This window comes from uncultured Halomonas sp. (assembly GCF_947501415.1).
In the GTDB taxonomy this organism is placed as follows: Bacteria; Pseudomonadota; Gammaproteobacteria; order Pseudomonadales; family Halomonadaceae; genus Halomonas.
In genome coordinates this window covers 1-22,452 of the sequence record NZ_CANMVL010000008.1, presented here as the reverse complement: position 1 = coordinate 22,452, position 22,452 = coordinate 1, and the positions used below count along the sequence as shown (strand labels likewise).

General features: G+C 63.9%; 28 protein-coding genes. 12 read left to right on the top strand and 16 right to left on the bottom strand.

Translation table 11 applies throughout. The features are described from left to right. Positions 1-41: 41 nt before the first annotated feature. From Q0894_RS06000 to Q0894_RS05960, 9 genes are all read right to left on the bottom strand, one after another. Positions 42-476 carry a hypothetical protein gene (locus Q0894_RS06000; RefSeq protein WP_216647299.1) on the bottom strand — a complete coding sequence of 145 codons (435 nt, stop codon included), beginning with the start codon at positions 474-476 and terminating at the stop codon, positions 42-44. A gap of 87 nt (positions 477-563) precedes the next feature. After that, positions 564-902: a cation transporter gene (locus tag Q0894_RS05995; RefSeq protein WP_152478291.1), complete on the bottom strand. Its 339-nt coding sequence runs from the start codon at positions 900-902 to the stop codon at positions 564-566. 30 nt (positions 903-932) lie between these two features. Then, on the bottom strand, positions 933-1,136 hold the full coding sequence (locus tag Q0894_RS05990) for a DUF2933 domain-containing protein (protein ID WP_152478292.1): 204 nt from the start codon (positions 1,134-1,136) through the stop codon (positions 933-935). Positions 1,137-1,181: 45 nt separating this feature from the next. Beyond that, positions 1,182-2,003, bottom strand: a complete 822-nt coding sequence (lgt, locus tag Q0894_RS05985; protein ID WP_299232399.1) for a prolipoprotein diacylglyceryl transferase — start codon at positions 2,001-2,003, stop codon at positions 1,182-1,184. A 195-nt stretch (positions 2,004-2,198) separates the two neighbouring features. Further along, complete coding sequence (locus Q0894_RS05980) at positions 2,199-2,969, bottom strand: copper resistance protein B (protein ID WP_299232398.1); 771 nt, start codon at positions 2,967-2,969, stop codon at positions 2,199-2,201. Between the two features lie 9 nt (positions 2,970-2,978). Beyond that, the gene (locus Q0894_RS05975; protein ID WP_299232397.1) at positions 2,979-4,766 is read right to left on the bottom strand and encodes a copper resistance system multicopper oxidase; all 1,788 of its coding nucleotides are present in this window, start codon (positions 4,764-4,766) and stop codon (positions 2,979-2,981) included. A 71-nt stretch (positions 4,767-4,837) separates the two neighbouring features. After that, positions 4,838-6,169, bottom strand: coding sequence for a sensor histidine kinase (locus tag Q0894_RS05970; RefSeq protein ID WP_299232395.1), 1,332 nt, complete (start codon positions 6,167-6,169; stop codon positions 4,838-4,840). Beyond that, the gene (locus tag Q0894_RS05965) at positions 6,150-6,815 is read right to left on the bottom strand and encodes a response regulator transcription factor (protein WP_152478296.1); all 666 of its coding nucleotides are present in this window, start codon (positions 6,813-6,815) and stop codon (positions 6,150-6,152) included. Before Q0894_RS05965 ends, Q0894_RS05970 begins: the two co-directional genes overlap by 20 nt. A gap of 9 nt (positions 6,816-6,824) precedes the next feature. Further along, positions 6,825-7,325 carry a plastocyanin/azurin family copper-binding protein gene (locus tag Q0894_RS05960; protein WP_299232392.1) on the bottom strand — a complete coding sequence of 167 codons (501 nt, stop codon included), beginning with the start codon at positions 7,323-7,325 and terminating at the stop codon, positions 6,825-6,827. A gap of 208 nt (positions 7,326-7,533) precedes the next feature. Here Q0894_RS05960 and Q0894_RS05955 point away from each other — a divergent pair, with 208 nt between their 5' ends. The 7 genes from Q0894_RS05955 to Q0894_RS05925 all read left to right on the top strand — a co-directional run bounded on the left by Q0894_RS05955 (position 7,534) and on the right by Q0894_RS05925 (position 10,974). Next, positions 7,534-7,836 carry a hypothetical protein gene (locus Q0894_RS05955; RefSeq protein WP_299232390.1) on the top strand — a complete coding sequence of 101 codons (303 nt, stop codon included), beginning with the start codon at positions 7,534-7,536 and terminating at the stop codon, positions 7,834-7,836. Between the two features lie 73 nt (positions 7,837-7,909). Further along, positions 7,910-8,062 carry a hypothetical protein gene (locus Q0894_RS05950; RefSeq protein WP_176760266.1) on the top strand — a complete coding sequence of 51 codons (153 nt, stop codon included), beginning with the start codon at positions 7,910-7,912 and terminating at the stop codon, positions 8,060-8,062. Beyond that, positions 8,059-8,499 (top strand): DUF411 domain-containing protein, encoded by a 441-nt coding sequence (locus Q0894_RS05945; RefSeq protein ID WP_299232388.1) that lies wholly within the window; start codon positions 8,059-8,061, stop codon positions 8,497-8,499. Before Q0894_RS05950 ends, Q0894_RS05945 begins: the two co-directional genes overlap by 4 nt. Before the next feature lie 157 nt (positions 8,500-8,656). After that, positions 8,657-9,079, top strand: a complete 423-nt coding sequence (locus Q0894_RS05940; protein WP_299232386.1) for a GNAT family N-acetyltransferase — start codon at positions 8,657-8,659, stop codon at positions 9,077-9,079. A 31-nt stretch (positions 9,080-9,110) separates the two neighbouring features. Further along, complete coding sequence (locus Q0894_RS05935) at positions 9,111-10,235, top strand: RNA-guided endonuclease TnpB family protein (protein ID WP_299232384.1); 1,125 nt, start codon at positions 9,111-9,113, stop codon at positions 10,233-10,235. Between the two features lie 49 nt (positions 10,236-10,284). Continuing rightward, positions 10,285-10,500: a hypothetical protein gene (locus Q0894_RS05930; RefSeq protein WP_299232383.1), complete on the top strand. Its 216-nt coding sequence runs from the start codon at positions 10,285-10,287 to the stop codon at positions 10,498-10,500. 102 nt (positions 10,501-10,602) lie between these two features. Next, the gene (locus Q0894_RS05925; protein ID WP_299232382.1) at positions 10,603-10,974 is read left to right on the top strand and encodes a DUF393 domain-containing protein; all 372 of its coding nucleotides are present in this window, start codon (positions 10,603-10,605) and stop codon (positions 10,972-10,974) included. Positions 10,975-10,986: 12 nt separating this feature from the next. Here Q0894_RS05925 and Q0894_RS05920 read toward each other — a convergent pair whose 3' ends face one another. The 3 genes from Q0894_RS05920 to Q0894_RS05910 all read right to left on the bottom strand — a co-directional run bounded on the left by Q0894_RS05920 (position 10,987) and on the right by Q0894_RS05910 (position 13,003). Beyond that, entirely contained in the window at positions 10,987-11,409 is a 423-nt protein-coding gene (locus tag Q0894_RS05920) for a secondary thiamine-phosphate synthase enzyme YjbQ (protein ID WP_299232380.1), read from the bottom strand. A gap of 131 nt (positions 11,410-11,540) precedes the next feature. After that, a complete protein-coding gene (locus Q0894_RS05915; RefSeq protein WP_299232378.1) occupies positions 11,541-12,473 on the bottom strand; it encodes a 2-dehydropantoate 2-reductase in 933 nt (310 codons plus the stop codon). A gap of 68 nt (positions 12,474-12,541) precedes the next feature. After that, positions 12,542-13,003, bottom strand: coding sequence for a potassium channel family protein (locus Q0894_RS05910; RefSeq protein ID WP_240721773.1), 462 nt, complete (start codon positions 13,001-13,003; stop codon positions 12,542-12,544). Between the two features lie 145 nt (positions 13,004-13,148). On the opposite strand from Q0894_RS05910, the gene Q0894_RS05905 reads away from it, so the two are divergent. Further along, positions 13,149-14,729, top strand: coding sequence for a thymidine phosphorylase family protein (locus Q0894_RS05905; RefSeq protein WP_299232374.1), 1,581 nt, complete (start codon positions 13,149-13,151; stop codon positions 14,727-14,729). A gap of 4 nt (positions 14,730-14,733) precedes the next feature. Further along, a complete protein-coding gene (locus Q0894_RS05900; RefSeq protein WP_299232372.1) occupies positions 14,734-15,648 on the top strand; it encodes a ribose-phosphate diphosphokinase in 915 nt (304 codons plus the stop codon). 89 nt (positions 15,649-15,737) lie between these two features. On the opposite strand, the gene Q0894_RS05895 is transcribed toward Q0894_RS05900, so the two are convergent. Continuing rightward, a complete protein-coding gene (locus Q0894_RS05895; RefSeq protein ID WP_132045107.1) occupies positions 15,738-15,986 on the bottom strand; it encodes a hypothetical protein in 249 nt (82 codons plus the stop codon). 189 nt (positions 15,987-16,175) lie between these two features. After that, the gene (locus Q0894_RS05890) at positions 16,176-17,432 is read right to left on the bottom strand and encodes a M20/M25/M40 family metallo-hydrolase (RefSeq protein ID WP_132045105.1); all 1,257 of its coding nucleotides are present in this window, start codon (positions 17,430-17,432) and stop codon (positions 16,176-16,178) included. A 210-nt stretch (positions 17,433-17,642) separates the two neighbouring features. On the opposite strand from Q0894_RS05890, the gene Q0894_RS05885 reads away from it, so the two are divergent. Further along, positions 17,643-18,401: a VIT1/CCC1 transporter family protein gene (locus Q0894_RS05885; protein ID WP_299232368.1), complete on the top strand. Its 759-nt coding sequence runs from the start codon at positions 17,643-17,645 to the stop codon at positions 18,399-18,401. 82 nt (positions 18,402-18,483) lie between these two features. On the opposite strand, the gene Q0894_RS05880 is transcribed toward Q0894_RS05885, so the two are convergent. Both Q0894_RS05880 and Q0894_RS05875 read right to left on the bottom strand, forming a co-directional pair. Then, positions 18,484-19,920: a sodium:alanine symporter family protein gene (locus tag Q0894_RS05880; RefSeq protein ID WP_299232366.1), complete on the bottom strand. Its 1,437-nt coding sequence runs from the start codon at positions 19,918-19,920 to the stop codon at positions 18,484-18,486. A gap of 482 nt (positions 19,921-20,402) precedes the next feature. Continuing rightward, entirely contained in the window at positions 20,403-20,687 is a 285-nt protein-coding gene (locus Q0894_RS05875; protein ID WP_161422443.1) for a ribbon-helix-helix domain-containing protein, read from the bottom strand. A 245-nt stretch (positions 20,688-20,932) separates the two neighbouring features. Here Q0894_RS05875 and Q0894_RS05870 point away from each other — a divergent pair, with 245 nt between their 5' ends. Both Q0894_RS05870 and Q0894_RS05865 read left to right on the top strand, forming a co-directional pair. Continuing rightward, positions 20,933-21,502 carry a twin-arginine translocation signal domain-containing protein gene (locus Q0894_RS05870; RefSeq protein ID WP_299232361.1) on the top strand — a complete coding sequence of 190 codons (570 nt, stop codon included), beginning with the start codon at positions 20,933-20,935 and terminating at the stop codon, positions 21,500-21,502. Positions 21,503-21,554: 52 nt separating this feature from the next. Further along, positions 21,555-22,452: GMC family oxidoreductase N-terminal domain-containing protein (locus Q0894_RS05865; RefSeq protein ID WP_299232359.1), on the top strand; the 898-nt coding region annotated here is incomplete at its 3' end.

Here is a 22,452-nt window from a genome sequence, read left to right as displayed (position 1 = left end):
ACGGGTTTGCTTTATCTTAGAACCCTTGTGTTACCCAAGGGTCAATTTCCACGTGTCTGGAGGGCCGCAGTACCGGCGAGGTGGCGTGAAGCGATCCACAGGAAGAGCGGCGGGAGCAGCAGCCACTGCAGCAGTGGGGTGAGGCCGGTACCCAGCCATGGCAGGGTGGGCATCACCGGCGCGTAGCTCCAGCGCTGGGCGATGGCGGTGGCGTACCACTCCAAGCCTACCGTGATGACCAGTCCTGCCAGTACGAAGGCGGCGCACTCCTTGAGCCCATAGCGCCACAGCCAGCCACGGCGACGTCGCCATAGAGCCACTACCCAGTAGGCGACCAGACCTATCAGCGCATCACCGGCCGCTGCCTGCATGCAGGCTTTCACTGCGGTCCAGTGAGGCATCGAGGGCATGTCCTGGTATAGGGGCACCTGCAGGAACTCCCAGGGCACGTTGAGCAGGAACGTGAACAGTGCCACATGCCATTCTGGCCACAGGAACCATCGTCCAGGCGGTCGGTCAGCCTTCATGCCGAGCTCTGTGGCAATGACTCGCCAGCCCCGAGCTCAATGACAGCTCCAGGGTTTCTGCTTGGCATTGTCCTTCACGTTCTGGTCGATGAAGCGGTAGTAGTCCTCCTTGATCCGGTTCCAACGTCCGGCGCCGATGTCCACGCCATGCCGTGCCAATACCGCCTCGATATCGTCGATACACAGCCGCTTGGCATCGTAGGCCAGGTGGAGCTTGTGGTGCTGCGGATCGTAGGTCACGCCGTCGAGGCCGGACAGCGCGTCGATCTCGGTCACTGCCGCCGCGATATACCTTGACGCCTCGGACGTTACCTTCAGCGAGCGAGTGACCAGGGACGCTTGTGACACGCCAGGGCGATGGTCGTGATGTGACATGGTCAACCTCCCTTCTCTGCTAGCGAATAGTCAGTCATCGTCGCCATGATCCTGCTGGCCACCGTGGTGGCGATGGAGGAAGAGATGCATCAGCGGGCAGGCGAGCAGCAGCAGCGGCAACGCCTGGTAAGGATGTAATCGCTGGCCGGTCACCAGCAGGTAGCCGCCCACGGCGAGGATGCCCCCCAGCGGCAGCCAGACCATCATCAGGCGGCGTTGTGCTCTCTTCTCCATGGCGTTCTCACGGTGGCTTGGGTTGTGAAAGGAATCGAAGCGACGCTACGTCGATGGCCGGCCGGTGCTGGCGACGGCATCGATCGGGCCTCGACGCTGGGGCGCGATCAACAGGAGCAGTCCCGCCACCATCATGGGCAGGGAGAGCAGCTGCCCCATGGTGAGCCAGTCGAAGGCGATGAAGCCCAGTTGGGGGTCGGGCAGGCGTGCGAACTCGACCGCGAAGCGAAAGACGCCGTAGAGCACCAGGAAGAGTCCCGAGACGGTGCCGCGCCGGCGTGGTCGGGCGGAGACCCACCACAGCACGACGAACAGCACCACGCCCTCCAGGGCAAACTCGTAGAGGGCCGATGGGTGGCGTGGCTGCGAACTGAGCCCCATCATGGAGGGGAAGACCATCGCCCAGGGAACGTCGCTCACGCGTCCTGGCAACTCATGGTTGATGAAGTTGCCCAGCCGCCCGGCGCCCAGGCCAATCGGCACCAGCGGTGCGATGAAGTCGGTCAGCTGGAGGAAGGCCAGGCGATGGCGGCGGGCAAACCACCAGGCGGCGACCAGCACGCCGGCAAGACCACCGTGAAAGCTCATCCCGCCTTCCCAGAGCCTGAACAACCAGAGCGGATCGGCCGCCAACTGATCGAGGCCGTAGAAGAGCACATACCCCAGTCGACCGCCGAGGATGATCCCCACCGCGCCATAGAAGATCAGGTCGCCGATATCGTCATGGGTGAGGCCGAGCCGGTGGGCACGTCGTCTGCCCAGCCACCAGGCTGCGGCCAGCCCCACCACGTACATCAGCCCATACCAGTGGATGCTCAGTGGGCCCACCGACAGTGCCACCGGATCGATCTGGGGGTAGGGGATCATGCGTCGCTCCTGTGATGTGTCTGACCATCGCCGGTTGCCCGGCAACGGTTCCTGTTACCGCCAGTGTGGCGACGCTGTCTGAATCCAGGCTGAACGCCATGGCCGAGACGATTGACACGGATCAACCCGGGCTCTGATCGCCAAAGGCGACGACGCCACCTGGCGGTGGCGTCGATCGCGAGACCGATTCATGGCTCAGAACATCAGCCTGGCCCCGGCGACGATGCCGGTATCTTCGGTGGGATCTCCATGGTGGCGGGCGATGTCGGCGGTATCGCCGTACTGCTTCTGCCAGTAGGCACCGACATAGGGCGCAAGGCGGCGCGTCACCTCGTAGCCCAGGCGCATGCCGACGCGCAGCGAGTTGAGTCCCTCGCCGACGCCAAACGCTTCGGCCTCACTGGCGGCCACGGCGATCTCGGTACGCGGCTGCAGGTAAAGCCGCTGGGTCAGGCGCAGGTCGTACTCGCCCTCGAAACTGGCCGAGACGTCACCTTCGTCGCTGACCTGAAACGCCACGTCGGTCTCGATGCCGCAGGGCATCACGCCCTGCAGGCCGATCACCCCATAGCCACGTTCGGCGTGATCATCGGAGAAGACCCCACCCTGGTAACCGATACCGCCCTGCAGCTCCCAGAAATCGGCGATCAGCCGGCTGTAGAGCAGCTCCAGGGATTCGAACTCGGCATCCTCGCCATCGCCCTGGACATTTTCGCCCTCGGACTTCACATAGACCCGGTTGACGTCCCCGCCGTACCAGGCCTGGAAGTCCCAGACCAGCTCCTCATGACCCTTGTCGGGCACGGCATATTCAAGTCGGTCGAACAGCGCCATGGCCATGTTGTGCTTGGCCATGGGGGCGGGCCAGTCCGCCGGCGCATCATAGCCGTCCTCGGCCAGGGCGATGGTGAGCGGGAGCGTGGCCAGCAGGGCACCGGCCGCGATCATCGGGATTCTGGTATTCATGGCGTCTCCTTACGCGACCTTGACGACCCGGAACATGCCGGCGTCCATGTGATAGAGCAGGTGGCAGTGGAAGGCCCAGCTGCCCTCGGCATCAGCGGTGATCAACGCCGAGACGCGCTCGCCGGGCTTGATGTTCAGGGTGTGCTTGCGCGGGATCAGCTCGCCCTGGCCGTTCTCCAGCTCCATCCACATGCCGTGAAGGTGGATGGGGTGTTCCATCATGGTGTCGTTGACCAGGATCAGGCGCAGCCGCTCGTCCTTCTCGAAGTGAATGGGGCCCGTTACCTCGCTGAACGTCTTGCCGTCGAAGGACCACATGTAACGTTCCATGTTGCCGGTGAGGTGTAGCTCCAGCTCGCGGCCGGGTTCACGGCGGTCGGGCCAGGGGGTGAAGGCCTTGAGGTCGCGGTAGACCAGGGTGCGGCGTGCGTTGGGATCGATGCCGATGCCGGCCTGGTCATAGCGCGAGCCCGGCTGGGCCTCTCCCGCCGCCAGCATGCCGTTCCCGCGGGTCTTGGCGGATTCCCTCGCCATGCTGCCGCCATGGTCCATCTCGGAATGATCCATGCCCTCCCTGTCATCGCCGGACATGTTGGAATGATCCATGCCCTCCATGTCACTGTCGGACATGCTGGAGTGGTCCATGCCATGGGCACCCATGGCCTCCATGCCGCGGTCGGCGATCCTGCGACGCTCGGGGATCTCCGCGGCCATGCCCTCCCGCGGTGCCAGGGTCGCGCGGGCATAGCCGCTGCGATCCATCGATTCGGCGAAGATCGTATAGGCGGTGTCGTCCTCGGGGGCGACCAGCACGTCGTAGGTCTCGGCCACCCCGATGCGGAACTCGTCCACCGGGACCGGCTGCACCGGCTGACCGTCGGCGGCCACCACGGTCATCTTGAGCCCTGGGATGCGTACGTCGAAGTAGGACATTGCCGAGCCATTGATGACCCGAAGGCGGATCCGTTCGCCGGCCTTGAACAGCGCCGTCCAGTTCTCCTCGGGAGAGTGGCCATTGAGCAGGTAGGTGTAGGTGCTGCCGGTGACGTCGGCGATGTCGCGTGAGCTCATGCGCATCTTGGCCCACATGCCGCGCATCTCCGCCGTCGCCGCAAAGCCCTTCTCGCGCACGTCGGCGAAGAAGTCGCCGATAGTGCGTTCCTGGAAGTTGTAGTACCCCTCGGCGGTCTTGAGGTTGCGGAACACCGCCATGGGATCCTCGAAGGTCCAGTCGGTGAGCAGCAGCACGTGCTCGCGATCATAGCGGAAGGGTTCGCGCTCGGCGGCGTCGATGATCAGTGGCCCGGCATGGCCGAGCTGCTCCTGAAGGCCGGAGTGACTGTGGTACCAGTAGGTACCGTTCTGGCGTACCGGGAAGCGGTAGGTGAAGGTCTCACCGGGGGCGATGCCGGCGAAGCTGACGCCGGGAACGCCATCCTGGTCGGGCGGCAGGATCAGGCCATGCCAGTGGATGGACGTCGGCTCATCGAGCAGGTTGGTCACCCTGAGTACGGCATCTTGGCCCTCCTTGAGGCGGATCATCGGCCCGGGGCTCTCGCCGTTGATGGTGTAGGGCCGCGCCGCCTGACCATCGATCTCAAGCGACGCGCGACGGATGGCCAGCGCCACCTCCGGGCCTTCCTCGATCCCCTTGGCGTAGGTATTGGTCTGCCCCCATGGATCGGCCCAGGCAGGGCGTAGGCCAAGGGCGGCTGCCGAGCCGATGCCTAGGGCGGCACCCCCCTTGAGCAGCCGTCGGCGCGACAGCGGGTGCGTGATTACGCTGGAACGTGCCATCTGTGACTCCCGTCGATGTCAGAAGGCGACATCATGACGGGGCAAGCTGAATCACGCCTGAAAATGCCAGGTTACGGCGCATCCTTTGCAAAGGGCACGTGAATTTCCACGCTCAGACCGCCCAGGGGACTGTGTCCGAACTGGACATTCCCGCCATAGCGTTTCAAGAGCTGGTTCAGGATCGACAGGCCCAGCCCATAGCCGGGGTGTGACTCGTCCAGGCGCCACCCGCGTTCCCCCAGGCAGGCCACGTCGTCGTCCGGCACGCCGGGCCCATCATCCTCGACACGCAGGACGAGACCCTCCTCCATCACTATCTCGCAGTGAACCTCTTGGTTGGCCCATTTGCCGGCGTTGTCCAGCACGATACCGATCATCTCTGACAGGTCCTGAGACTCGATGTGAATGCGCTGTCCGGTGCCTTCGGCTACCTCCAGGGTGAAGCGCTTGGCCGGGTAAAGGGTCCGGAACATCTCGATCAGTCTGCTGGCGTCGCGGTATGGATCGGCAAGGCGCCCGACATTGGGCCCCGCGATGCGCGAGCGTCGAAGTTCAACATCGAGCTGGGCGTGAATCTCCTCCAGGCGTTCCACCAGGCGTTGGCGACGCGTGGCATCGATGGGGCGCGAGCCCCGCAGCACCTGAATGACCGCGGCCAGGGGTGTCTTCAGCGCGTGGGAGAGGTTGGCGACCGACTCACGGGAGCGCTGCAGGCGAGCATCGATCTCGTCCATGAAGCGGTTAAGCTGCCCGACCAGACTGTCGAGTTCGGAGGGGACGTCCAGAGAGAGACGATCGCGCCTGCCGGCCTGCAGCTCGCCGAGCTGGTCGCGCAGCCGCGACAGCGGCACCATCCCTCGGCTGACGGCTAGCAGGTTGAGCACCCCCAGCAGGAGCAGCAGGCTGGCGGCGATGCCGCCGACCCACCAGTGCAGGCGGTGCAGTCCCGCCTCCACTCGGGAGAAATCCTCCCCTATCAGCAGCACCCCGGGTTGATTGTCGAGGGTGAAGGGCTGGCGAAAGACCAGCAGGTGCTGACCCGCCTCACGCACCTCGGCCAGCGACTCGCCACTGTCCAGCAGTGGTCGCAGTGCCTCCTTCCAACGCGGATGGGAGGCCGAGACCTCATCGCCCAGGCGCAACACATAGAGGTGGTGGAAAATCGCGAAGCCGCGACTGGCGGAGTCCAGGACCCGCGCGGTGGCCAGATGATCGCGGCGCAGCTGCTCGATGGCGTGATCGGCCTCGCGTTCGAGCCGTTCCCCCAGGAAGTCCCGCGCCAGGTCGTTGAGCAGGATCCCGTGCAGCAGCCAGGTCAGCCCGGTGACCAGCAGGGCGATACCCGACAGCCAGGCCAGCAAGCGGATACGCAGGCTGCGTCGGTCAATCCGCAACGAAGACATAGCCCTGGCCGCGACGGGTCTGGATGCTTGATTTGCCCAGGTAGCGGCGTAGCCGCGCGATATAGACCTCGATGAGGTTGGGGGCCGCGGCGTCCTGCTCCAGGGCGTAGAGCTGGTTGAGCAGGTGCTCCTTGGAGAGCACCCGTCCCGGATGGTGCATGAAGTAGCGCAGCAGCACGAACTCGGTGCCTGTCAGGGGGTGCCAGGTACCATCGGCCACTCGGACGCACTGGTTGGCCTCGTCCAGGGCAACGCCACCCAGCGTCAACTGATGGGAGAGTCGCCCCGACTGGCGGCGTAACAGCGCCTTGACCCGGGCGACAAGCTCGGCTTCGTGGAAGGGTTTGGTCAAGTAGTCATCCGCGCCGCCTTCGAGCCCGACGACCTTGTCTTCCCAGGTGTCCCGAGCCGTCAGGATCAGCACCGGCAGGTCCCGGCCCGACTGGCGCCACCGCCTGAGCAGGTCGAGACCCGAGCCATCGGGAAGGCCCAGGTCCATGATCGCCAGCGCGTACGTCTCGGTGGTCGAGAGCGCCTCGGCGTCTCTCAGGGACGCGGCCAAATCGACCCGGTAACCGTTGTCCTTGAGGGATTCGGCGAGGCTTTCGGCCAGCAGGTCGTCATCTTCGAGCAGCAAGAGTTTCATGCGTCAGGCTCACTTGCCTAGCTGGATCTCCCCATACATGCCGGACTCGTAGTGGCCCGGGATGTTGCAGGCGTAGACGAGCGATTCCACGTCGACGGGTGCGGTCCACACCAGCTCCGCGGTCTCGCCGGGCGCGATGGTCACCGCCGGCATCTCGCCGCCATGGGCGCCTTCCGCCATGTCATGGCCGCCATGTCCGTCGTGGCCATCGCCATGACCACTGTCTCCCATGGTCCGCATCATCTCGCGGTGCGCCTCCTGGGCCTCGGCATCGCCGATCACGAACTCATGCTGCAGGTTGCCGGTGTTGACCACCTGGAAGCGTACCGTCTCTCCAGCGGTGATGCCGAGTGTCTCGGGATCAAACCACATGTCACCGGCCTCGACCTGGATGGTGCGGTCGATCTCGGCATCAGGCGTGGAGGAATGGGAGCCACCATGTTCACCGCCAGCAAGGGCGGAAGTGGCGGCCAGGCCAAGGGTGATGGCCAGCAGAGACTTACGCATCATGTAACCTCTTTGATCGTATCAGGGGAGCCTTGGTTATACCGCAGCAACCTGAAATGAGACTGAACTCGAAACCCTTTGACCCTTGTGTTACACGCAGGTTGTAGCATCCTAGGTTCAGATAAAGACCATGCCGAATCCCTTGTCCTGGATCATGTTGGACGACACGGCCACCGAGGCAGAATGGGGACTCGACCATGAGGATGACCAAATGACCTGCAATGTTCGCTGCCTGCTGCACCTCCGAGGAGTACGCCTGTTGGCGCTGCTGCTCGTGGTTCTGCTGCTGGTCGCCAGCCTGCCCGGTCATGCGTCTATGAATGACTGCGCCGTCGACTGCGGTACCCTCCAGGTCGAGATGCTCGATCACGCCAACGCCGATTGCGGCGCCTGTGCGGCATTGACCGCCACGCCGGCTTTCCCCCGCGTCCCTCCGGACGCTCTTGCCGACCTGGCCGACCCGGCCGTGGTCGAGTTCATCGCTGCACCACCCCGAGAACCTCCCAGATCCTGACGTCGCTCGACTTCCCGATAACGACATATTGGCTTGTTATCGGTGCTCCCTCACTTTCGTCAGGAGTCACACAATGTATGCCAACGATTGCTTTGCCCTGATGGGTTCAATGGGCTGGATGGGCTGGCTGATGCCTCTGAGCGTCATGCTTCTGCTCGGCCTCGGCATCGCTGCCCTCGTCAAGTATCTCTTCACGTCTCGTCGTTCCCGGGAGGATCGCTCATGAAACGCCTTGTCCCCACTCTGCTTGTCTCCTCTGCACTGCTGATCGGTGCCGGCACCGCCCAGGCGGCCTTGCCCGATGCGGCGACGCTCTACAAGAACCCCCAGTGTGGCTGCTGCGATGAGTATGCCCGCCAGCTTGAGGCGCTCGGCGTCGAGGTCGCCATCGTCGACGACGTCCCGATCGGTCAGGTCAAGGAGCGAGTCGGACTGCCCTACGGACTGGGCTCCTGCCATACCATCGAGATGGGTGAGTATGTCATCGAGGGACACGTGCCCTTCGCGGCGGTGGAAAGGCTCTTCGAAGAGCAGCCCGATACCGATGGCATCGGCCTTGCGGGCATGCCCATCGGCACACCGGGTATGCCGGGACCGAAGCAGGATGACTGGAATGTCTACCAGTTTCGCGCCGGAGAAGCCCAGCCATACATGACGCTGTAACGTCGCAAGGTGATAGCGACTGCCCGGGTGATGACTCGCCCGGGCATGATGTCCGCTTTTGGCCGATAGCAGCCATACCGGCCACCACGATGAAGACTTGGCCAATCACTTCCCATAGGCTGGTCTGACCATCGTCGACCCAAGAGGTAACCAGGCCATGCCGTTGGTAGAGTATAAGGCGCACCAGGCGACGGAGATTCAGGCGCTGTTTTCTCGCACCTTTTCCGCTGCCGAGGGACGGGCAGAAGGCGAGCAGGTTGCGGGCCTGGTGCGCAAGCTGATGGCCGATAGTGCCCCCGAGGATGTCCTGGGCTTCGTGGCCATGGAGCAGGGCCGGATCATGGCCGGCATCTTCTTCTCGCGGCTGACGTTCGATCCCCCGGTTACGGCCTTCCTGCTGTCACCGGTGGCCGTGCACCCCGATCACCAAGGCCGGGGCATCGGGCAGCGCCTGATCCGCTATGGCCTCGAGCGGCTGAAGCCGATAGGCGCGACGCGAATCTTTACCAAACCAGCGCGTAAAGCATCGCCCACTCGGGCGGTGATACAAGCGCGCATCGCTTCGCGGTGCCTGTGTTGATAGGGTTGGCGACAACTGATATTTTTCCAGTATGACAAAGCGTGCCTATAAAGAGCGGTTCTATCCCACCCCCGAGCAGGCTGAGCTATTGGCGCAGTCGTTCGGCTGCGCGCGTTTTGTCTGGAACAATACATTGGCCTACCGCACCGAGGCGTATCAGATCCACGGGCAGTCGATATCACATTCAGCGGCGGAAAAGCGGCTAGTCGCCCTCAAAGCCGAGTATCTCTGGTTGAAGGACGTGTCTAGTGTGATCCTGCAGCAGACGTTGCGGGATCAGAAAGCCGCGTTCGACAACTTCTTCAATTCCAAACTCAACGCACGTTATCCGCGCTTCAAACGCAAGGATCGCCGACAGTCGATCCGGCTGACCCGAGCCGCCTTTCGCTATCGGGATGGCGAGATCACTATCGCCAAGGCAACGGAACCGCTGCCGATCCGCTGGAGTCGTCCGCTGCCCTGTGCGCCCTCGAGTATCACCCTCTCGCGCGACCGTGCGGGGCGCTACTTCATCAGCTGCCTATGCGAGTTCACGCCCGAGGCGCTGCCGGTCTCACCGAAGACCGTGGGCATCGATCTGGGCCTGACCGATCTGTTTATCACCAGCGATGGCCACAAATCCGGTAACCTGCGCCACCTCAAGCGCTATGAAGCCAAGTTGGCCTATCACCAGCGCCGTCTGGTCAGGAAACAGAAGGGGTCGAAGAACCGCACCAAGGCGCGACACAAGGTGGCACGGCTGCATGCCAAGATCGCGGACTGCCGCCGCGACGCCATTCACAAGGCGACCCGCACGCTGGTCAACGAAAACCAAGTGCTGTGTGTCGAGTCGCTGAATACTGCCGGTATGGTCAAGAACCGCCTCCTGGCCAAGGCCATCAGTGATGCCGGCTGGGGAGAGTTTGTCCGCCAGCTTGAGTACAAGGCGGAGTGGGCCGGGCGGCAACTGGTGAAAGTGAGCCGGTGGCTGCCTAGTAGCAAGGTATGCCATGGCTGTGGTCACCGGGTCGAGAAGCTGCCGCTGTCACAGCGTCGCTGGCATTGCGCAGGCTGCGGAGGCGCCATCGATCGCGATATCAATGCGGCCAACAATATCCGAACCGCCGGGCTGGCGGGGTTAGCCTGTGGAGCGACTGGAGCGGGGACGGCGGCCTAGCCGCCGTCTAGTGAAGGCGTGTCGAAGCAGGAAGGTTCTGAGGGCGACCTTGGAACCCTCGCCCGGTAGGGCGGGGAGTGTCAGCTACGGGGATCCGGCCTACTATTCGCGAGTTGGCTTTACACCTGCGCCCCTGGAGACGGCGCCCTTCAGGCTGTCCCAGCCCGAAGGCTGGCTCGGTCAGGCGCTGGATGGCGGCGAGGTGATGGCCCTAGCCGGGGTGCCGCGATGCGTCGCGGCATTCGACGATCCCGCCTACTGGTAAGGTGTCTGATAAGGAGTGCCATGCTGCGGCCTGCTCGCGTTCGGTTAGGCCCTGCGGCCGAGTGAGCCGCAATGGCGAACCAGGTCATAAAGGAGAATGTTCATGTCCGAGCTTCCACTGCTCAAGGTCTACTACGATGCCATCTGTCCGCGCTGCCGCAAGGATCGCGCCCGCTACGAGCAGTGGGCGGGAGAGGCCGGCGATCGGGTGGTGTGGTGCGATGTGACCGAGCATCAGCAGATGCTGCGCGACCAGGGGATCGATCCCCAGGCGGCGCTGCTCTCGCTGCATGTGGAGGAGGAGGGCGGGGACATCGTGGAGGGCATCGACGCCTATATCCTGCTGATGCGGCGAGTGCCACGCCTCAAACCGCTGGCGTGGCTGATCGGCCTGCCGGGGCTCAAGCCGTTATTGCGCCGCCTCTACGATGCCTGGGTCAGGCGGCGCCTAGAGAAGCAGGGGCGCTTGCCCTGAGTCCCGCCGGCGTTACGCCTCACCGTTGAGGGTGACGATCAGGCGTCGTGATCCGCCGTGGTCGCGGTGCTCTCCGAGCCAGATACCCTGCCAGGTGCCCAGCGCCAGGCCACCGTCGTGCACCGCCAGGGTCAGCTGGGTCCCCAGCAGGCTGGCGATGACGTGGGCCGGCATATCGTCCGGCCCCTCCAGGGTGTGGCGGAAGTAGGGCAGGTCACCCGGCACCAGCCGGCGCAGGAAGGCATCCATATCGTGGCGCACATCGGGGTCGGCATTCTCGTTGAGGGTCAGCGAGGCCGAGGTGTGCTGCAGCTGCAGGTGCAGCAGCCCCACCCGGCAGTGGGCCAGCTCTGGCATGGCCTCGACGATGCGCTCGGTGATCAGATGGAAGCCGCGCGCCAGGGCGGGAAGATGAATCTCCTGCTGATGCCACATGGTCTTGTGCTCCTTGTTGTCGGCTGTTGTCAGCGATAGCCCGCCATCAGTTCGCGGATCAGCGGGGTATCGGCATCGCGATGGGTGGGCAGCTCGAAACGGGCCGCGGCGAGGGGCGGCCCCGTCTCGAGTCACTCCTCCCCCCGGGCCTCGCGCTCCTGGGGCAGCAGGGCCGAGTGGATCAGGGCGTTGACCGGGGTGGCCACGCCGGCCTCGCGACCCAGGCGCACCACGGCGCCGTTCTGGGAGTGCAGCTCGGAGGGGCGGCCGGCCATGATGTCGCGCTGCATGGAGGCGGTGCTGGCCTCCGGCAGGGCGTCGATAAAGCCCAGTGCGCGGGCCTCGGCGTCCGCAGGCAGTGCTATGCCTCGCGCCCGGGCCACCACCGCGATCTCGGCCAGGACCTGCTGGATCATCACGCGGGTCTCGGGCAGGCGGCGAGTCACCCCGATGGGGGCGCGGGTGATGCTGCCGATGCCGCTCATGGCGCAGATAAACAGAAACTTGCTCCAGACCGCGGCCTGGATATCGTCGGGAATCTCGGCGGTGAAGCCGCGGGCCACATCGAAGGCGGCCTTGAGCCGCTCACAGCGCTGGCTTTTGTGGTTGTCACGCTCGCCGAAGCGAACGAACGGGGAGACGCCGGCATGCTTGATGTGCCCGGGGGCGGCCTTCCAGGCCAGGATGCCGCACAGGCCTTCGAGCACATGCCGCTCGCCCAGCGTCTCGGTCAGGATATCGGCGGCCTCGACGCCGTTCTCCAGCGGCACCACCAGGGTCTCGGGGCCCACCAGGGGGCGAACCATTTCGGCGGCCTCCATGACCTGCCACGCCTTGACCGCCACGATAACCGTATCCACGGGGCCCACCTCGCGGGGATCATCGGTGGCGCTTACCCGGGACAGGTGCAGGTCGCCCTCGATGCTCGAGACCCTGAGACCATCGCGGCGCATGGCCGCCAGGTGCTCGCCGCGGGCGATGAAGGTGACCTCGTGGCCGGCCTCGGCCAGGCGTGCGCCGAAGTAGCCGCCCACGCCGCCACTGCCCATGATCGCGAAACGCATCCCTCACTCCTCACTTGGACATGATCATGCAGAGCCTACACCGCCACGGCGTCGGCGGCACGGCCGGTTCAGCGCTCGCGGCGTGCCGACCAATGACGCTGCATCTCCAGGAAGGTGAGCGAGGCCGACCAGGTGATCAGCATGAAGCCCAGCAGCGCCTCGCTGCCGGTGATGAAACGCAGCGGACCGGTGGGGATAAGGTCGCCGTAGCCCAGGGTGGTGTAGGTGATCGCGGAAAAGTAGACGAAGTCGAGAAACTGCAGTGTGGCGATCCCCTCGAGGCTACCGGCCAGAGGGTGCTGGGCGAGCAGCACCATGCCGACGGCGAACATCCAGATTTCCGTCACATGGGTGGCAAAGAGCACGAAGCTGAGCATCAGGAAGCGCCGGCGCAGGGTGCCGCGGGCACGCTCAAGGCTACGCCAGAGCCGCATCGACACCTCGTAGTGGAGCAGGATGCAGAGGACCACGACGATCAGGGTCACGATCACGGCCCAGAGATGGCCGGCATCCAGGTGGGCATCGAACACGGTTGGACTCCGCTGGTCGGTAATCGTCAGCCTAGCGTGATCGATGGCTGGCGTTAAGACCCGCGTATCGTCAAGACGCCTCGTCGAAACGGCTGCTAGGATGGAGCCACCGGCCTTCTCGAGTGCCATGCCTGGAGATGTTGCGATGAAGAAGACCTCCTCCAAGGCGTCCCCACTGGACGACACCCTCTCGCCGCTGGCGCTCAAGCGTGTCGGCATCGATACCTATCGCGAGCATGTGGCCTATCTGCACCGCGAGTGCCACCGTTATCGCGCCGAGGGCTTCCAGGCACTCTCCAAGGTCGAGGTGCGCGCCGATGGTCGCTGTATCCTCGCCAGCCTCAACGTGGTCGATGACCCCGGCATCGTCGACTGCCAGCAGCTGGGGCTCTCCGAGGATGCCTTCGCCTCGCTGGGCCTGGAGGAGGGGCGGCCGGTAAGCGTCTCCCAGGCGGAGCCACCGGCGTCGATTCCCGCCCTGCATGGCAAGATTCGCGGCGAGCGTCTCACCCGCGACGACTACCGGGCGATTATTCAGGATATCGCCGGGCTACGTTACTCGAAGATCGAGCTGACCGCCTTCGTGGTGGCCTGTGATCTGGGCGAGCTGGATCGCGAGGAGATCTTCTACCTCAGTGACGCCATGTGTCGGGTCGGACGCCGCCTCGACTGGCACGAGCAGCCGGTGGCCGACAAGCACTGCATCGGCGGTATCCCCGGCAACCGGACCTCGATGCTGGTGGTGCCCATCGTCGCCGCCCATGGGCTGCTCTGTCCCAAGACCTCGTCGCGGGCCATCACCTCGCCCTCGGGCACCGCCGATACCATGGAGGTGCTGGCCACTGTCGACCTGCCCTTCGACACCCTGGGGGAGATCGTGCGTCGCCATCGTGGTTGTGTGGCCTGGGGAGGCAGCAGCCAGCTCTCGCCGGCCGATGATGTGTTGATCTCGGTGGAGCGCCCGCTCTCCATCGACTCGCCGGGCCAGATGGTGGCCTCGATTCTCTCCAAGAAGGTGTCCGCCGGCTCCACCCATCTGCTGCTGGATATTCCCGTTGGTCCCCATGCCAAGGTGCGGTCGATGCCCGAGGCCCGGCGACTGCGCAAGCTGTTCGAGTTCGTGGCCGGACGCATGGGGCTGACCCTGGAGGTGGTGATCACCGATGGCAGCCAGCCGATCGGCCGTGGCATCGGTCCCATGCTAGAGGCTCGCGATGTGATGCGGGTACTGACCAATCATCCGGACGCCCCCATGGAGCTGCGCCAGAAGGCGCTGCGGCTGGCCGGTCGGATGCTCGAGTTCGACCCCGATGTGCGCGGCGGTGATGGCTTCGCGATCGCCCGGGATATTCTCGATTCGGGGCGTGCCCTGGACAAGATGCAGGCGATCATCGAGGCTCAGGGAGTGAAGGCCTTCGATCCCGATAACCCGCCGCTGGCGAGGCATCGCTTCGAGGTGGCGGCGCCCCGGGGCGGCGTGGTGGTCGCCATCGATAACCTCAAGCTGGCGCGTGTCGCCCGGCTGGCCGGGGCACCCAAGGCCACCGGGGCAGGCATCGACCTGGCCGTGCGACTCGGTGATGTGGTCAGGCCAGGCCAGCCTTTCTATACCGTCTATGCCGCCTATCGCAACGAACTCTCGCTGGCCCATCAGTCCAGCGAGCGCGATAGCGGCATCACCCTGGGAGAGCATGACGAGCTGCCCCAACTGAATGTGGAGATGTGACCCCGTGAGCCCAGATCGCCGAGCCATGCTGCTCCACTTCGCCGACGAAGCCGCCGCGGCGCGCCGCCTGGCCGCTGCCTCCGGTTTGCAGGCGCTAGCCGTCGACCGCCACCGCTTCCCCGATGACGAGCTCAAGCTGACCCTGCCTTTCGCCGAGAAGGGCGCCTTTCCCGAGACACTGGTGATCTACCGCAGCCTGGACAGGCCCAATGACAAGCTGGTGGAGCTGCTGCTGCTGGCGCGCCACGCCCGCCGCCAGGGCGTGGGACGCCTGCTGCTGGTGGCGCCCTATCTCGCCTATATGCGCCAGGATATCGCCTTCCATCCCGGCGAGATCGTCAGCCAGACCATCGTGGGAGGCTTTCTGGCGGAGCTGTTTGATGGGGTGATCACGGTGGACCCCCACCTGCATCGTATCGAGCGGCTTGAGCAAGCGATCCCCCTCGAGCATGCGCTGGCCCTGTCCGGCGCCCCGCGGCTGGCCGAGCTGGTCGCCGAAAGGCGCCCCGCAGCGCTGCTGCTGGGGCCCGATGAGGAGGCGGGGCAGTGGGTGGCCAGGGCGGCCGAGGTCACCGGCGGTGAGCATGGCGTGTGTCGCAAGGTGCGACACGGTGACCGCGAGGTGTCGATTCAACTGCCCGACATCCCCGTGGCGGGACGCGAGGTGGTGCTGATGGATGACGTGGCCAGCTCAGGGCATACGGTGGCCCGTGCTGCCGAGGCGCTGTTGGCGGCCGGCGCGGACTCGGTGGATGTGGCCCTGACCCATGCTCTGTTCGCCGAGGATGCCCTGGCGGTGATTCGTGCGGCCGGGGTGGGCCAGGTATGGAGTACCGACTGCATCGCTCATCCGAGCAATGCCATCGACATGGCGCCGGTGCTGGCCGAGGCTCTGGCCCGGCTGCTGGAACGGAGGTAGCGAGGGGCGCCAACGCAAGCGCCGCCCCGAGGGGCGGCGCGGATAACAAGCCTTGGCGTTGCTCTGAAGCGTTCCAGGCGTGTCGCGTATCAGGCGTAGGCCTGACGCGGCATGAAGGCCTGCAGACTCTCCAGGCTCATGACCTTCCAGCCGGTGTCAGGCTGGTCGGTGCGGAAGCCGATATCGTAACCCTGGTCGGTCAGGCGGGATTGCCAGAACTCCTGGGTGGCCAGCTCCTCGGCCTCATCGGAGGTGGCCGCATGGAAGATGCCGCCACCGAGATGCTGCTCCTGACCGCGGGGATGAATGGCAAAGACATCGACGAGAAAGGCGTGCATGTCGCTCTCACTGACTGGTGACTGTGAGGGCATCATAGCCCTTGCCTGTCGGAAATGAGAGCGAACCCCGATTCCGTTGTGTTACCTCCCATGTCGGCGCTGCATCATTCCTCGGCGGCATGGTCGATGCCACAGACGATAGCGCCCCGAATGCCAGGCATTCGGGGCGTCGCGGGCCGTCCCTCGTGATCAGCCTTCCTGGTTCTCTTGCGTGCTCTCGGGCTTGTCACCGCCGCGGTGGGTAAGCGGGCTGGCCGTGTCGAGGCGCGGGTGGTTGTCGAGGAACTCGCGATGCGGATCGGGCAGGGCGTCCAGCGCCTGGAGGCTGCGAGTGATCGCGTGGATCGCCGCTGTCACATCCCGGGTATTGCCGGTCTCGGAGATGGTATGCATGTTGCGAATCGGGAAGCCGATCGAGGTGGCCGCGCAATCCACCGCGGCGAGCACGCCGGCCATGCCGTCGGTACCGGTGTCGACGCCGACGATATCGCGCTGCATGGGGATGGCGTGTTCCCGGGCGGTGCTCTCGATGATGCGATTGAGCTGTTCGCTGGCGATGGAGCCCACCGACATGGTGAAGCCCTTGCCCATCTCCAGTGGCTGCATTCGGCGGTCGCCGATGCCGGGGGCGGCCACGTAGTCGTGGTTGACGTCCACGGCGATGATGGCGTCGGGCTCGAGCTCGCCGGCGAGCACCCGGCTGCCGAAGCGGCCGATCTCCTCATAGCTGGCGATGGCGAACATCACCCTGACCTTCTCGGTGCCTCCCGCCTCGGCGATCAGGCGTGCCACCTCGGCGGTGACGAAACAGCCCAGGCCGTTGTCGAGGTAGGCGCCGTAGAAGGTATCCGGGCTGAAGCCGTGACGGATGGGGCGCTCCAGCAGGATGGCATCGCCGGGGCGCACGCCCAGGTTCTCAACCTGCTGCTTCTTGTTGTCGCCATGGATCTGCAGGTCGAGGTAGAGCTGCTCCTTCTTGATGCCCTTGTCGCCACTGCGTTGGGCGGGGTCGGAGAAGTGAATGGCGCCCAGCGCCTCCACGGTGCCACCCTGGATACGACGGTAGCTGCCCGGCGCCTCGGGGTCCTCGCTGAACAGGGTCACCTCGTGGCCGACCAGCACATTGGGCAGGAAGGAGTCACTGTTGATCCAGATCTTGCCGTCCTCGCCGATGGAGCGAACCTGCATGCGGATCTTGTCGGCGTGCCCGATGATCATCACCTTGAACAGATCGTCGCGCCCGGGGTGGGTGTCCAGCACCACGCTGGCGTGCCCCTTGAACTGGTGCAGCCGCCAGCCTTCGGGAGCGAAGCTATCGAAGTGGGGCTTGAGCACGCCGTAGGTCATGGCTCCTTCGAGCCCCACGGGGCTCGGGGCGGCGAGAATCTCGCGCATCAGCTCAAACTGCTCGTCGGGCATGGGGGCGGTCCAGGGGGTAGAGCTCATTCGTTACTTCTCCTTGTGTGCCGGGTGACACGGCCGGTGCCCCTGGTGTCCGGGGCTTCGTGATATAGGCCAGGCGTGCCGGCAGTGGCTACCTTATGGATGTTCCCCCAAGCTTATCATGGAGCCAGCCAGGCCCTGCAGGGGGCCACGCCTCGTCACTGGTCCTCTCAGGCGGGGGGCGATGTCATCAACCGGTGGGAAGGAGTCCGGATGCAAGGGCACAAGCGTAGCGATCTGGAGGCGGAGCACCATCCGGAGGCCATTCGCCGCCGGCTGCAGGGAGGCAATGCCGGACAGAGCCTGCCCGACGCCATCCTGGGTGGCATCGACGGTTGTGTGACGACCTTCGCCGTGGTGTCCGGTGCCTTCGGGGCCGGCTTCTCGGCCACCGTGGCCCTGGTGCTGGGGTTCGCCAACCTGTTGGCCGATGGCTTCAGCATGGCGATCAGCAACTATGAGGCGATCAAGGCACAGCGCGAGCATGTCGACGGGGTGCGCCGCGATGAGCACCATCATATCGATGTGATTCCCGAGGGGGAGCGCGAGGAGATCCGCCAGATCTTCATCGCCAAGGGGTTTGCCGGCGAGACCCTCGAGCGGGTGGTCGAGACCATCTGCAGCGACCGTGAGCTGTGGGTGGAGACCATGCTGCGCGAGGAGCATGGCCTGCAGATCGAGGGCCTGAGTCCCCTGCGCTCGGGGCTGGTCACCTTCGCTGCCTTTCTGGTGGTGGGGGCGGTGCCGCTTCTGCCCTACGCCGTGCCCGGCCTGACGGTCAATGTGCAGTTTCTCTCCAGCCTCGCGCTCGCCGGGCTGATGTTCTTCCTGATCGGCATGGGCAAGAGCCTCGTCTATCATCAGCCGATGCTGACCTCCGGCGTGCGTACCCTGCTGATGGGTGGCGCGGCGGCGGGATTGGCCTTCCTGACCGGCCATCTTGCCCAGGCGCTGTTTGGGGTAGGTCTTTGATCGGCGGGAGAAAACGACAACGCCACGTCAAGGCGTGGCGTTGTCGGCTAGTCAAGCGTTCATGTGTCCTGCCAACGCAGTATCAGCGCCGGGGCCAGGCCTTGGGGTCGACCTTGTCGGCCAGCCTGGGGAAACGGCCAGGGTCGAAGGAGGGCTCCTCGCCGGCCTTGAGCTGGCGCTCGTAATCCTTGAACAGCGCAAATGCCACCGGCGAGAGCAGCAGGATGGCGACCAGGTTGATCAGCGCCATCATCCCCATGGAGAGGTCGGCCAAGCTCCAGATGGTCCCCAGGCTTGCCAGGGAGCCGATCATCACCATGCACAGTACCGCCAGACGATAGATCAGGATGGCCAGCGGCGCGCGGCGGTGCCCGGCCAGGTACTCCACGTTGGACTCGCCGTAGGAGTAGTTGGCGATAACCGAGGTGAAGGCGAACAGCAGAATGGCGATGGCGATGAACTGTCCGCCCCATTCGCCCACATGCTGGGAGAGCGCCATCTGGGTGAGCTGGATGCCGTTGGCCTCGTCGCCGGCCAGCAGCTCGGGTCCCGCCATGATGATGATCGCCGCGGTGGCGGTACAGATCACCAGGGTGTCGAGGAAGACGCCGAGCATCTGGATGAAGCCCTGGGCAGCGGGGTGGTTGGGGTGAGTGGTGGCGGTGGCCGCGGCGTTGGGGGCCGAGCCCATGCCCGCCTCATTGGAGAACAGGCCGCGCTTGATGCCGTTCATAATCGCCTGCGCTACCGCATAGCCCACTGCGCCACCGGCGGCCTGCTCGAGGCCGAAGGCGCTTCTGATAATGGTGCTCAGTGCGGCGGGCAGGTCATCGATATTGAGCAGCACCACGCTTAGCGCCAGCAGCAGGTAAAGCAGCGCCATCAGCGGCACCACCAGCTCGGCGACCCGGGCGATGGACTTGAGCCCGCCGAAGATGATCGGCGCGACGACCGCCACCAGTATCAGCCCCATGACCCAGGTGGGCACGGCGTAGGCCTCCTGCATCGCCTGAGCGATGGAGTTGGCCTGCACGCTGTTGAAGGCCAGGCCGAAGGCGATGACCAGGCAGATCGAGAAGGCAACGGCCAGCCAACGCAGGCCGAGCCCCCGTTCGATATAGCGAGCGGGGCCGCCGCGGAAGGTCTGGTCACCGTGGTCGACCTTGTAGGCCTGGGCCAGGGTGGACTCCACGAAGCTGGTGGCCATGCCGACCAGTGCCGTGATCCACATCCAGAAGATCGCCCCGGGCCCGCCGAAGTAGATGGCTACGGCCACCCCGGCCAGATTGCCGGTACCCACCCTAGCCGCGAGGCTGGTGGAGAGCGCCTGGAAGGAGGAGATGCCGCCATTGCCCTGGCGTGAGTGGCGCAGCAGCTTGAACATATGGCCGAAGTAGCGGAACTGGATGCCGCGGGTCATGACGGTGAAGTAGAGGCCGGCACCGATCAGCAGGTAGATCAGTACGCTGCCCCACAGCAGGCCATTGCCGCCACCTACCAGCCGGTTGAAGAATTCCATGAAGGTCACCTGTGTTGCGATGGGTTCGGGCGTGCATTCTTCATTTTTCATCCCTGATAGCAACTTTTTCTGCTGATGTATTTTAATCTGGTCGTTTCATTGCCAGTAGGGGGAGTGGTAAGAGGTTGCCTCTCGATGCTTATCAAGTGGAGGTGGGCCGGTTGCACGATGCCGGGCGCAAGGCGCAAATCAGGGGAGGCGGTGCTACCCCTGGCTCGCCAGGCAGCGCGGCAGGCTGTCATGCAGCGTGCGCGACATGATGCCGAGGTCGGCGAAGCTTCCGGCGTCCGGGGCGGCGAGGTTGTCGCGCTGCATCAGCAGTACCTGGTCCCGCGTCAGGGGCGGTGAGGGAAGTGGGGAGAGCAGGATAGCGGCGAGGCGCCAGGCGAAGAAGGGCAGCGGCAGCAGTCGCGGATGGCGCTCGAGTTCCTAATTGTCGGGTCCCGTGTGATTGACAACCCGTTTGGTAAATAGCTCAGATTTCATGCTCTGTGTGCAGCAGGTTCAGCGCGGATGTGTAGATGTACGGCACAGGCTACGCGCAGCATGGAAGCGAGATTTGGTACTGTGCCTTTGGTTGCTATGACCTCTCCATACAGCTCACTGATAAATTGACCAGTAGATAGTCGCTGGTCTTGGGCTAGCTGGTCGAGAATTTCCCAGAACTCGTTTTCCAAACGGATACTGGTCACGCTGCCCTGCAAGCGCACCGACCGTGTGGTGCATTCATAACGCCATGGATCGGTTGATGCATAGACGTGGCACATATGTTCTCTCTCTGAAAAGTGTGTCTGCAGGCTGAAGGTGAATTGTGCTTGCGATTCACTGACATTGCCGCCGAAGACAGCACTTTAGCATTAGACTTTCGTAGATGTAGTAGTCCGCTGTTACCCGATGGATGCTTCCTACGTTTAGTCTCAAGTCAGCTTCCTGCTCCAGGTGGTCCCCCTACAAAATTTGATATCGGCACAATACTGCTTTGGTATTGAGCTTTGATTACGAGAGGTCAGCTATGAGTTCACCCACTCTATCACGCCGCGTCTTTCTCAAAGCGAGCGGTGGTGTTCTGGCCGGTACTCTGGCCTTTGCCAGCGGACCTATTGCTCTATTGGCCCCCTCGCGCAGCTGGGCCATGCCACTCGAGACACTTAGCACACATCAAGGAGATGTTTTACTGGGGGTTGTCAAGCAGATTTTCCCACACTCGGGTTTAGAGGATGCTGTTTATGCCTACGTAGTGAAGAGCCTTGATCGAAAAGCTAGTGATAATAACTTGCTCAACACACTTAGTAACGGTATCGCAGAGCTCGAAAAATCTGCCGGTGGTGACTGGTTAGCACTGGATGGTGCCTCTCGGCTTGATCATCTTACCGCCATGGCTGGTACGCCCTTCTTTGAAGCTATCCGCGGTGATGCCGTGGTTTCGCTCTATGACAACCCCTTAGCTTTCGCCCACTTCGGCTATGAAGGTGCCGAGGGTGACGGTGGCTATCTAAGCAAGGGCTTCAACGACCTTACCTGGCTACCCGACCCACCCCAGCCTCAGGGTGGCTACCTGCCCTTTGAGGAGCCCACGGCTTGACGTAGACGCGATCATCGTCGACCAGAACAATGATGCTTATGGAGATGCCAAGATGGCAATGACTGACAACCAGAAGACCTTCGCTCATGACGATGCCAGTGTTGTCGTGGTAGTAGGTTCGGGTGCTGGCGGTGGTACCCTGGCTAATGAGCTGGCCCAACAGGGCATTGACGTGGTGGTGCTGGAAGCTGGTGCTTTGCATACCACAGCTGATTTCTTGGCCGATGAGTGGGCCTCCTTTGCTCAGCTTGCCTGGCTTGATACGCGCACTACTTCAGGTAGCTGGAGAATCGCGAATGACTTCCCCAACCTGCCAGCGTGGATCGTTAAGGCGGTAGGCGGGACTACCGTACACTGGGCAGGTGCAAGCTTACGCTTTCAGCCTCACGAGTTTGCTGCCCTTTCAACCTATGGAAAGGTGGCGGGCGCCAACCTACTCGATTGGCCCCTTACCTACAATGAATTGGCTCCCTACTACGACCGCGCCGAACGACGAATGGGCGTAACGCGCACCAACGACAACAAGGGACTGCCTGGAAATAATAACTTCAAGGTGATGTACAACGGCGCCAAGATGCTGGGCTACTCATGTAACACTGGGCATATGGCTATCAACAGCGCGCCACGTGCTGGTCGCGCTGCCTGCCAGCAGAGGGGGTTTTGCTTTCAGGGATGCAAAACTGGAGCTAAGTGGTCGACCCTCTACACCGAGTTGCCTGAGGGCATCGCCACTGGTCACCTAGAGCTTCGCCCCGAGTCCCATGTGGCACGAATTGAACATGATGAACGTGGCAGAGTAACGGCGGTGGTCTACTTCGATGCTGAGGGCAATGAGCAGCGTCAGCGGGCACGCCTGGTAGCGGTAGCCGGTAATGTCAACGTCATTGAAGGTTGTCCGGATTTCATCAATTCAGATTGTCCGGTTTTCATCAGTCTGAACTCATCGGTAC

Excerpts from the sequence above, each read along its gene's own strand:
- Q0894_RS05995 (WP_152478291.1), bottom strand. The coding sequence starts at position 902 with ATGTCACATCACGACCATCGCCCTGGCGTGTCACAAGCGTCCCTGGTC.
- Q0894_RS05990 (WP_152478292.1), bottom strand. The coding sequence starts at position 1,136 with ATGGAGAAGAGAGCACAACGCCGCCTGATGATGGTCTGGCTGCCGCTG.
- lgt (WP_299232399.1), bottom strand. The coding sequence starts at position 2,003 with ATGATCCCCTACCCCCAGATCGATCCGGTGGCACTGTCGGTGGGCCCA.
- Q0894_RS05980 (WP_299232398.1), bottom strand. The coding sequence starts at position 2,969 with ATGAATACCAGAATCCCGATGATCGCGGCCGGTGCCCTGCTGGCCACG.
- Q0894_RS05975 (WP_299232397.1), bottom strand. The coding sequence starts at position 4,766 with ATGGCACGTTCCAGCGTAATCACGCACCCGCTGTCGCGCCGACGGCTG.
- Q0894_RS05970 (WP_299232395.1), bottom strand. The coding sequence starts at position 6,169 with ATGTCTTCGTTGCGGATTGACCGACGCAGCCTGCGTATCCGCTTGCTG.
- Q0894_RS05965 (WP_152478296.1), bottom strand. The coding sequence starts at position 6,815 with ATGAAACTCTTGCTGCTCGAAGATGACGACCTGCTGGCCGAAAGCCTC.
- Q0894_RS05960 (WP_299232392.1), bottom strand. The coding sequence starts at position 7,325 with ATGATGCGTAAGTCTCTGCTGGCCATCACCCTTGGCCTGGCCGCCACT.
- Q0894_RS05955 (WP_299232390.1), top strand. The coding sequence starts at position 7,534 with ATGACCTGCAATGTTCGCTGCCTGCTGCACCTCCGAGGAGTACGCCTG.
- Q0894_RS05950 (WP_176760266.1), top strand. The coding sequence starts at position 7,910 with ATGTATGCCAACGATTGCTTTGCCCTGATGGGTTCAATGGGCTGGATG.
- Q0894_RS05945 (WP_299232388.1), top strand. The coding sequence starts at position 8,059 with ATGAAACGCCTTGTCCCCACTCTGCTTGTCTCCTCTGCACTGCTGATC.
- Q0894_RS05940 (WP_299232386.1), top strand. The coding sequence starts at position 8,657 with ATGCCGTTGGTAGAGTATAAGGCGCACCAGGCGACGGAGATTCAGGCG.
- Q0894_RS05935 (WP_299232384.1), top strand. The coding sequence starts at position 9,111 with ATGACAAAGCGTGCCTATAAAGAGCGGTTCTATCCCACCCCCGAGCAG.
- Q0894_RS05925 (WP_299232382.1), top strand. The coding sequence starts at position 10,603 with ATGTCCGAGCTTCCACTGCTCAAGGTCTACTACGATGCCATCTGTCCG.
- Q0894_RS05920 (WP_299232380.1), bottom strand. The coding sequence starts at position 11,409 with ATGTGGCATCAGCAGGAGATTCATCTTCCCGCCCTGGCGCGCGGCTTC.
- Q0894_RS05915 (WP_299232378.1), bottom strand. The coding sequence starts at position 12,473 with ATGCGTTTCGCGATCATGGGCAGTGGCGGCGTGGGCGGCTACTTCGGC.
- Q0894_RS05905 (WP_299232374.1), top strand. The coding sequence starts at position 13,149 with ATGAAGAAGACCTCCTCCAAGGCGTCCCCACTGGACGACACCCTCTCG.
- Q0894_RS05895 (WP_132045107.1), bottom strand. The coding sequence starts at position 15,986 with ATGCACGCCTTTCTCGTCGATGTCTTTGCCATTCATCCCCGCGGTCAG.
- Q0894_RS05890 (WP_132045105.1), bottom strand. The coding sequence starts at position 17,432 with ATGAGCTCTACCCCCTGGACCGCCCCCATGCCCGACGAGCAGTTTGAG.
- Q0894_RS05885 (WP_299232368.1), top strand. The coding sequence starts at position 17,643 with ATGCAAGGGCACAAGCGTAGCGATCTGGAGGCGGAGCACCATCCGGAG.
- Q0894_RS05880 (WP_299232366.1), bottom strand. The coding sequence starts at position 19,920 with ATGGAATTCTTCAACCGGCTGGTAGGTGGCGGCAATGGCCTGCTGTGG.
- Q0894_RS05875 (WP_161422443.1), bottom strand. The coding sequence starts at position 20,687 with ATGTGCCACGTCTATGCATCAACCGATCCATGGCGTTATGAATGCACC.
- Q0894_RS05870 (WP_299232361.1), top strand. The coding sequence starts at position 20,933 with ATGAGTTCACCCACTCTATCACGCCGCGTCTTTCTCAAAGCGAGCGGT.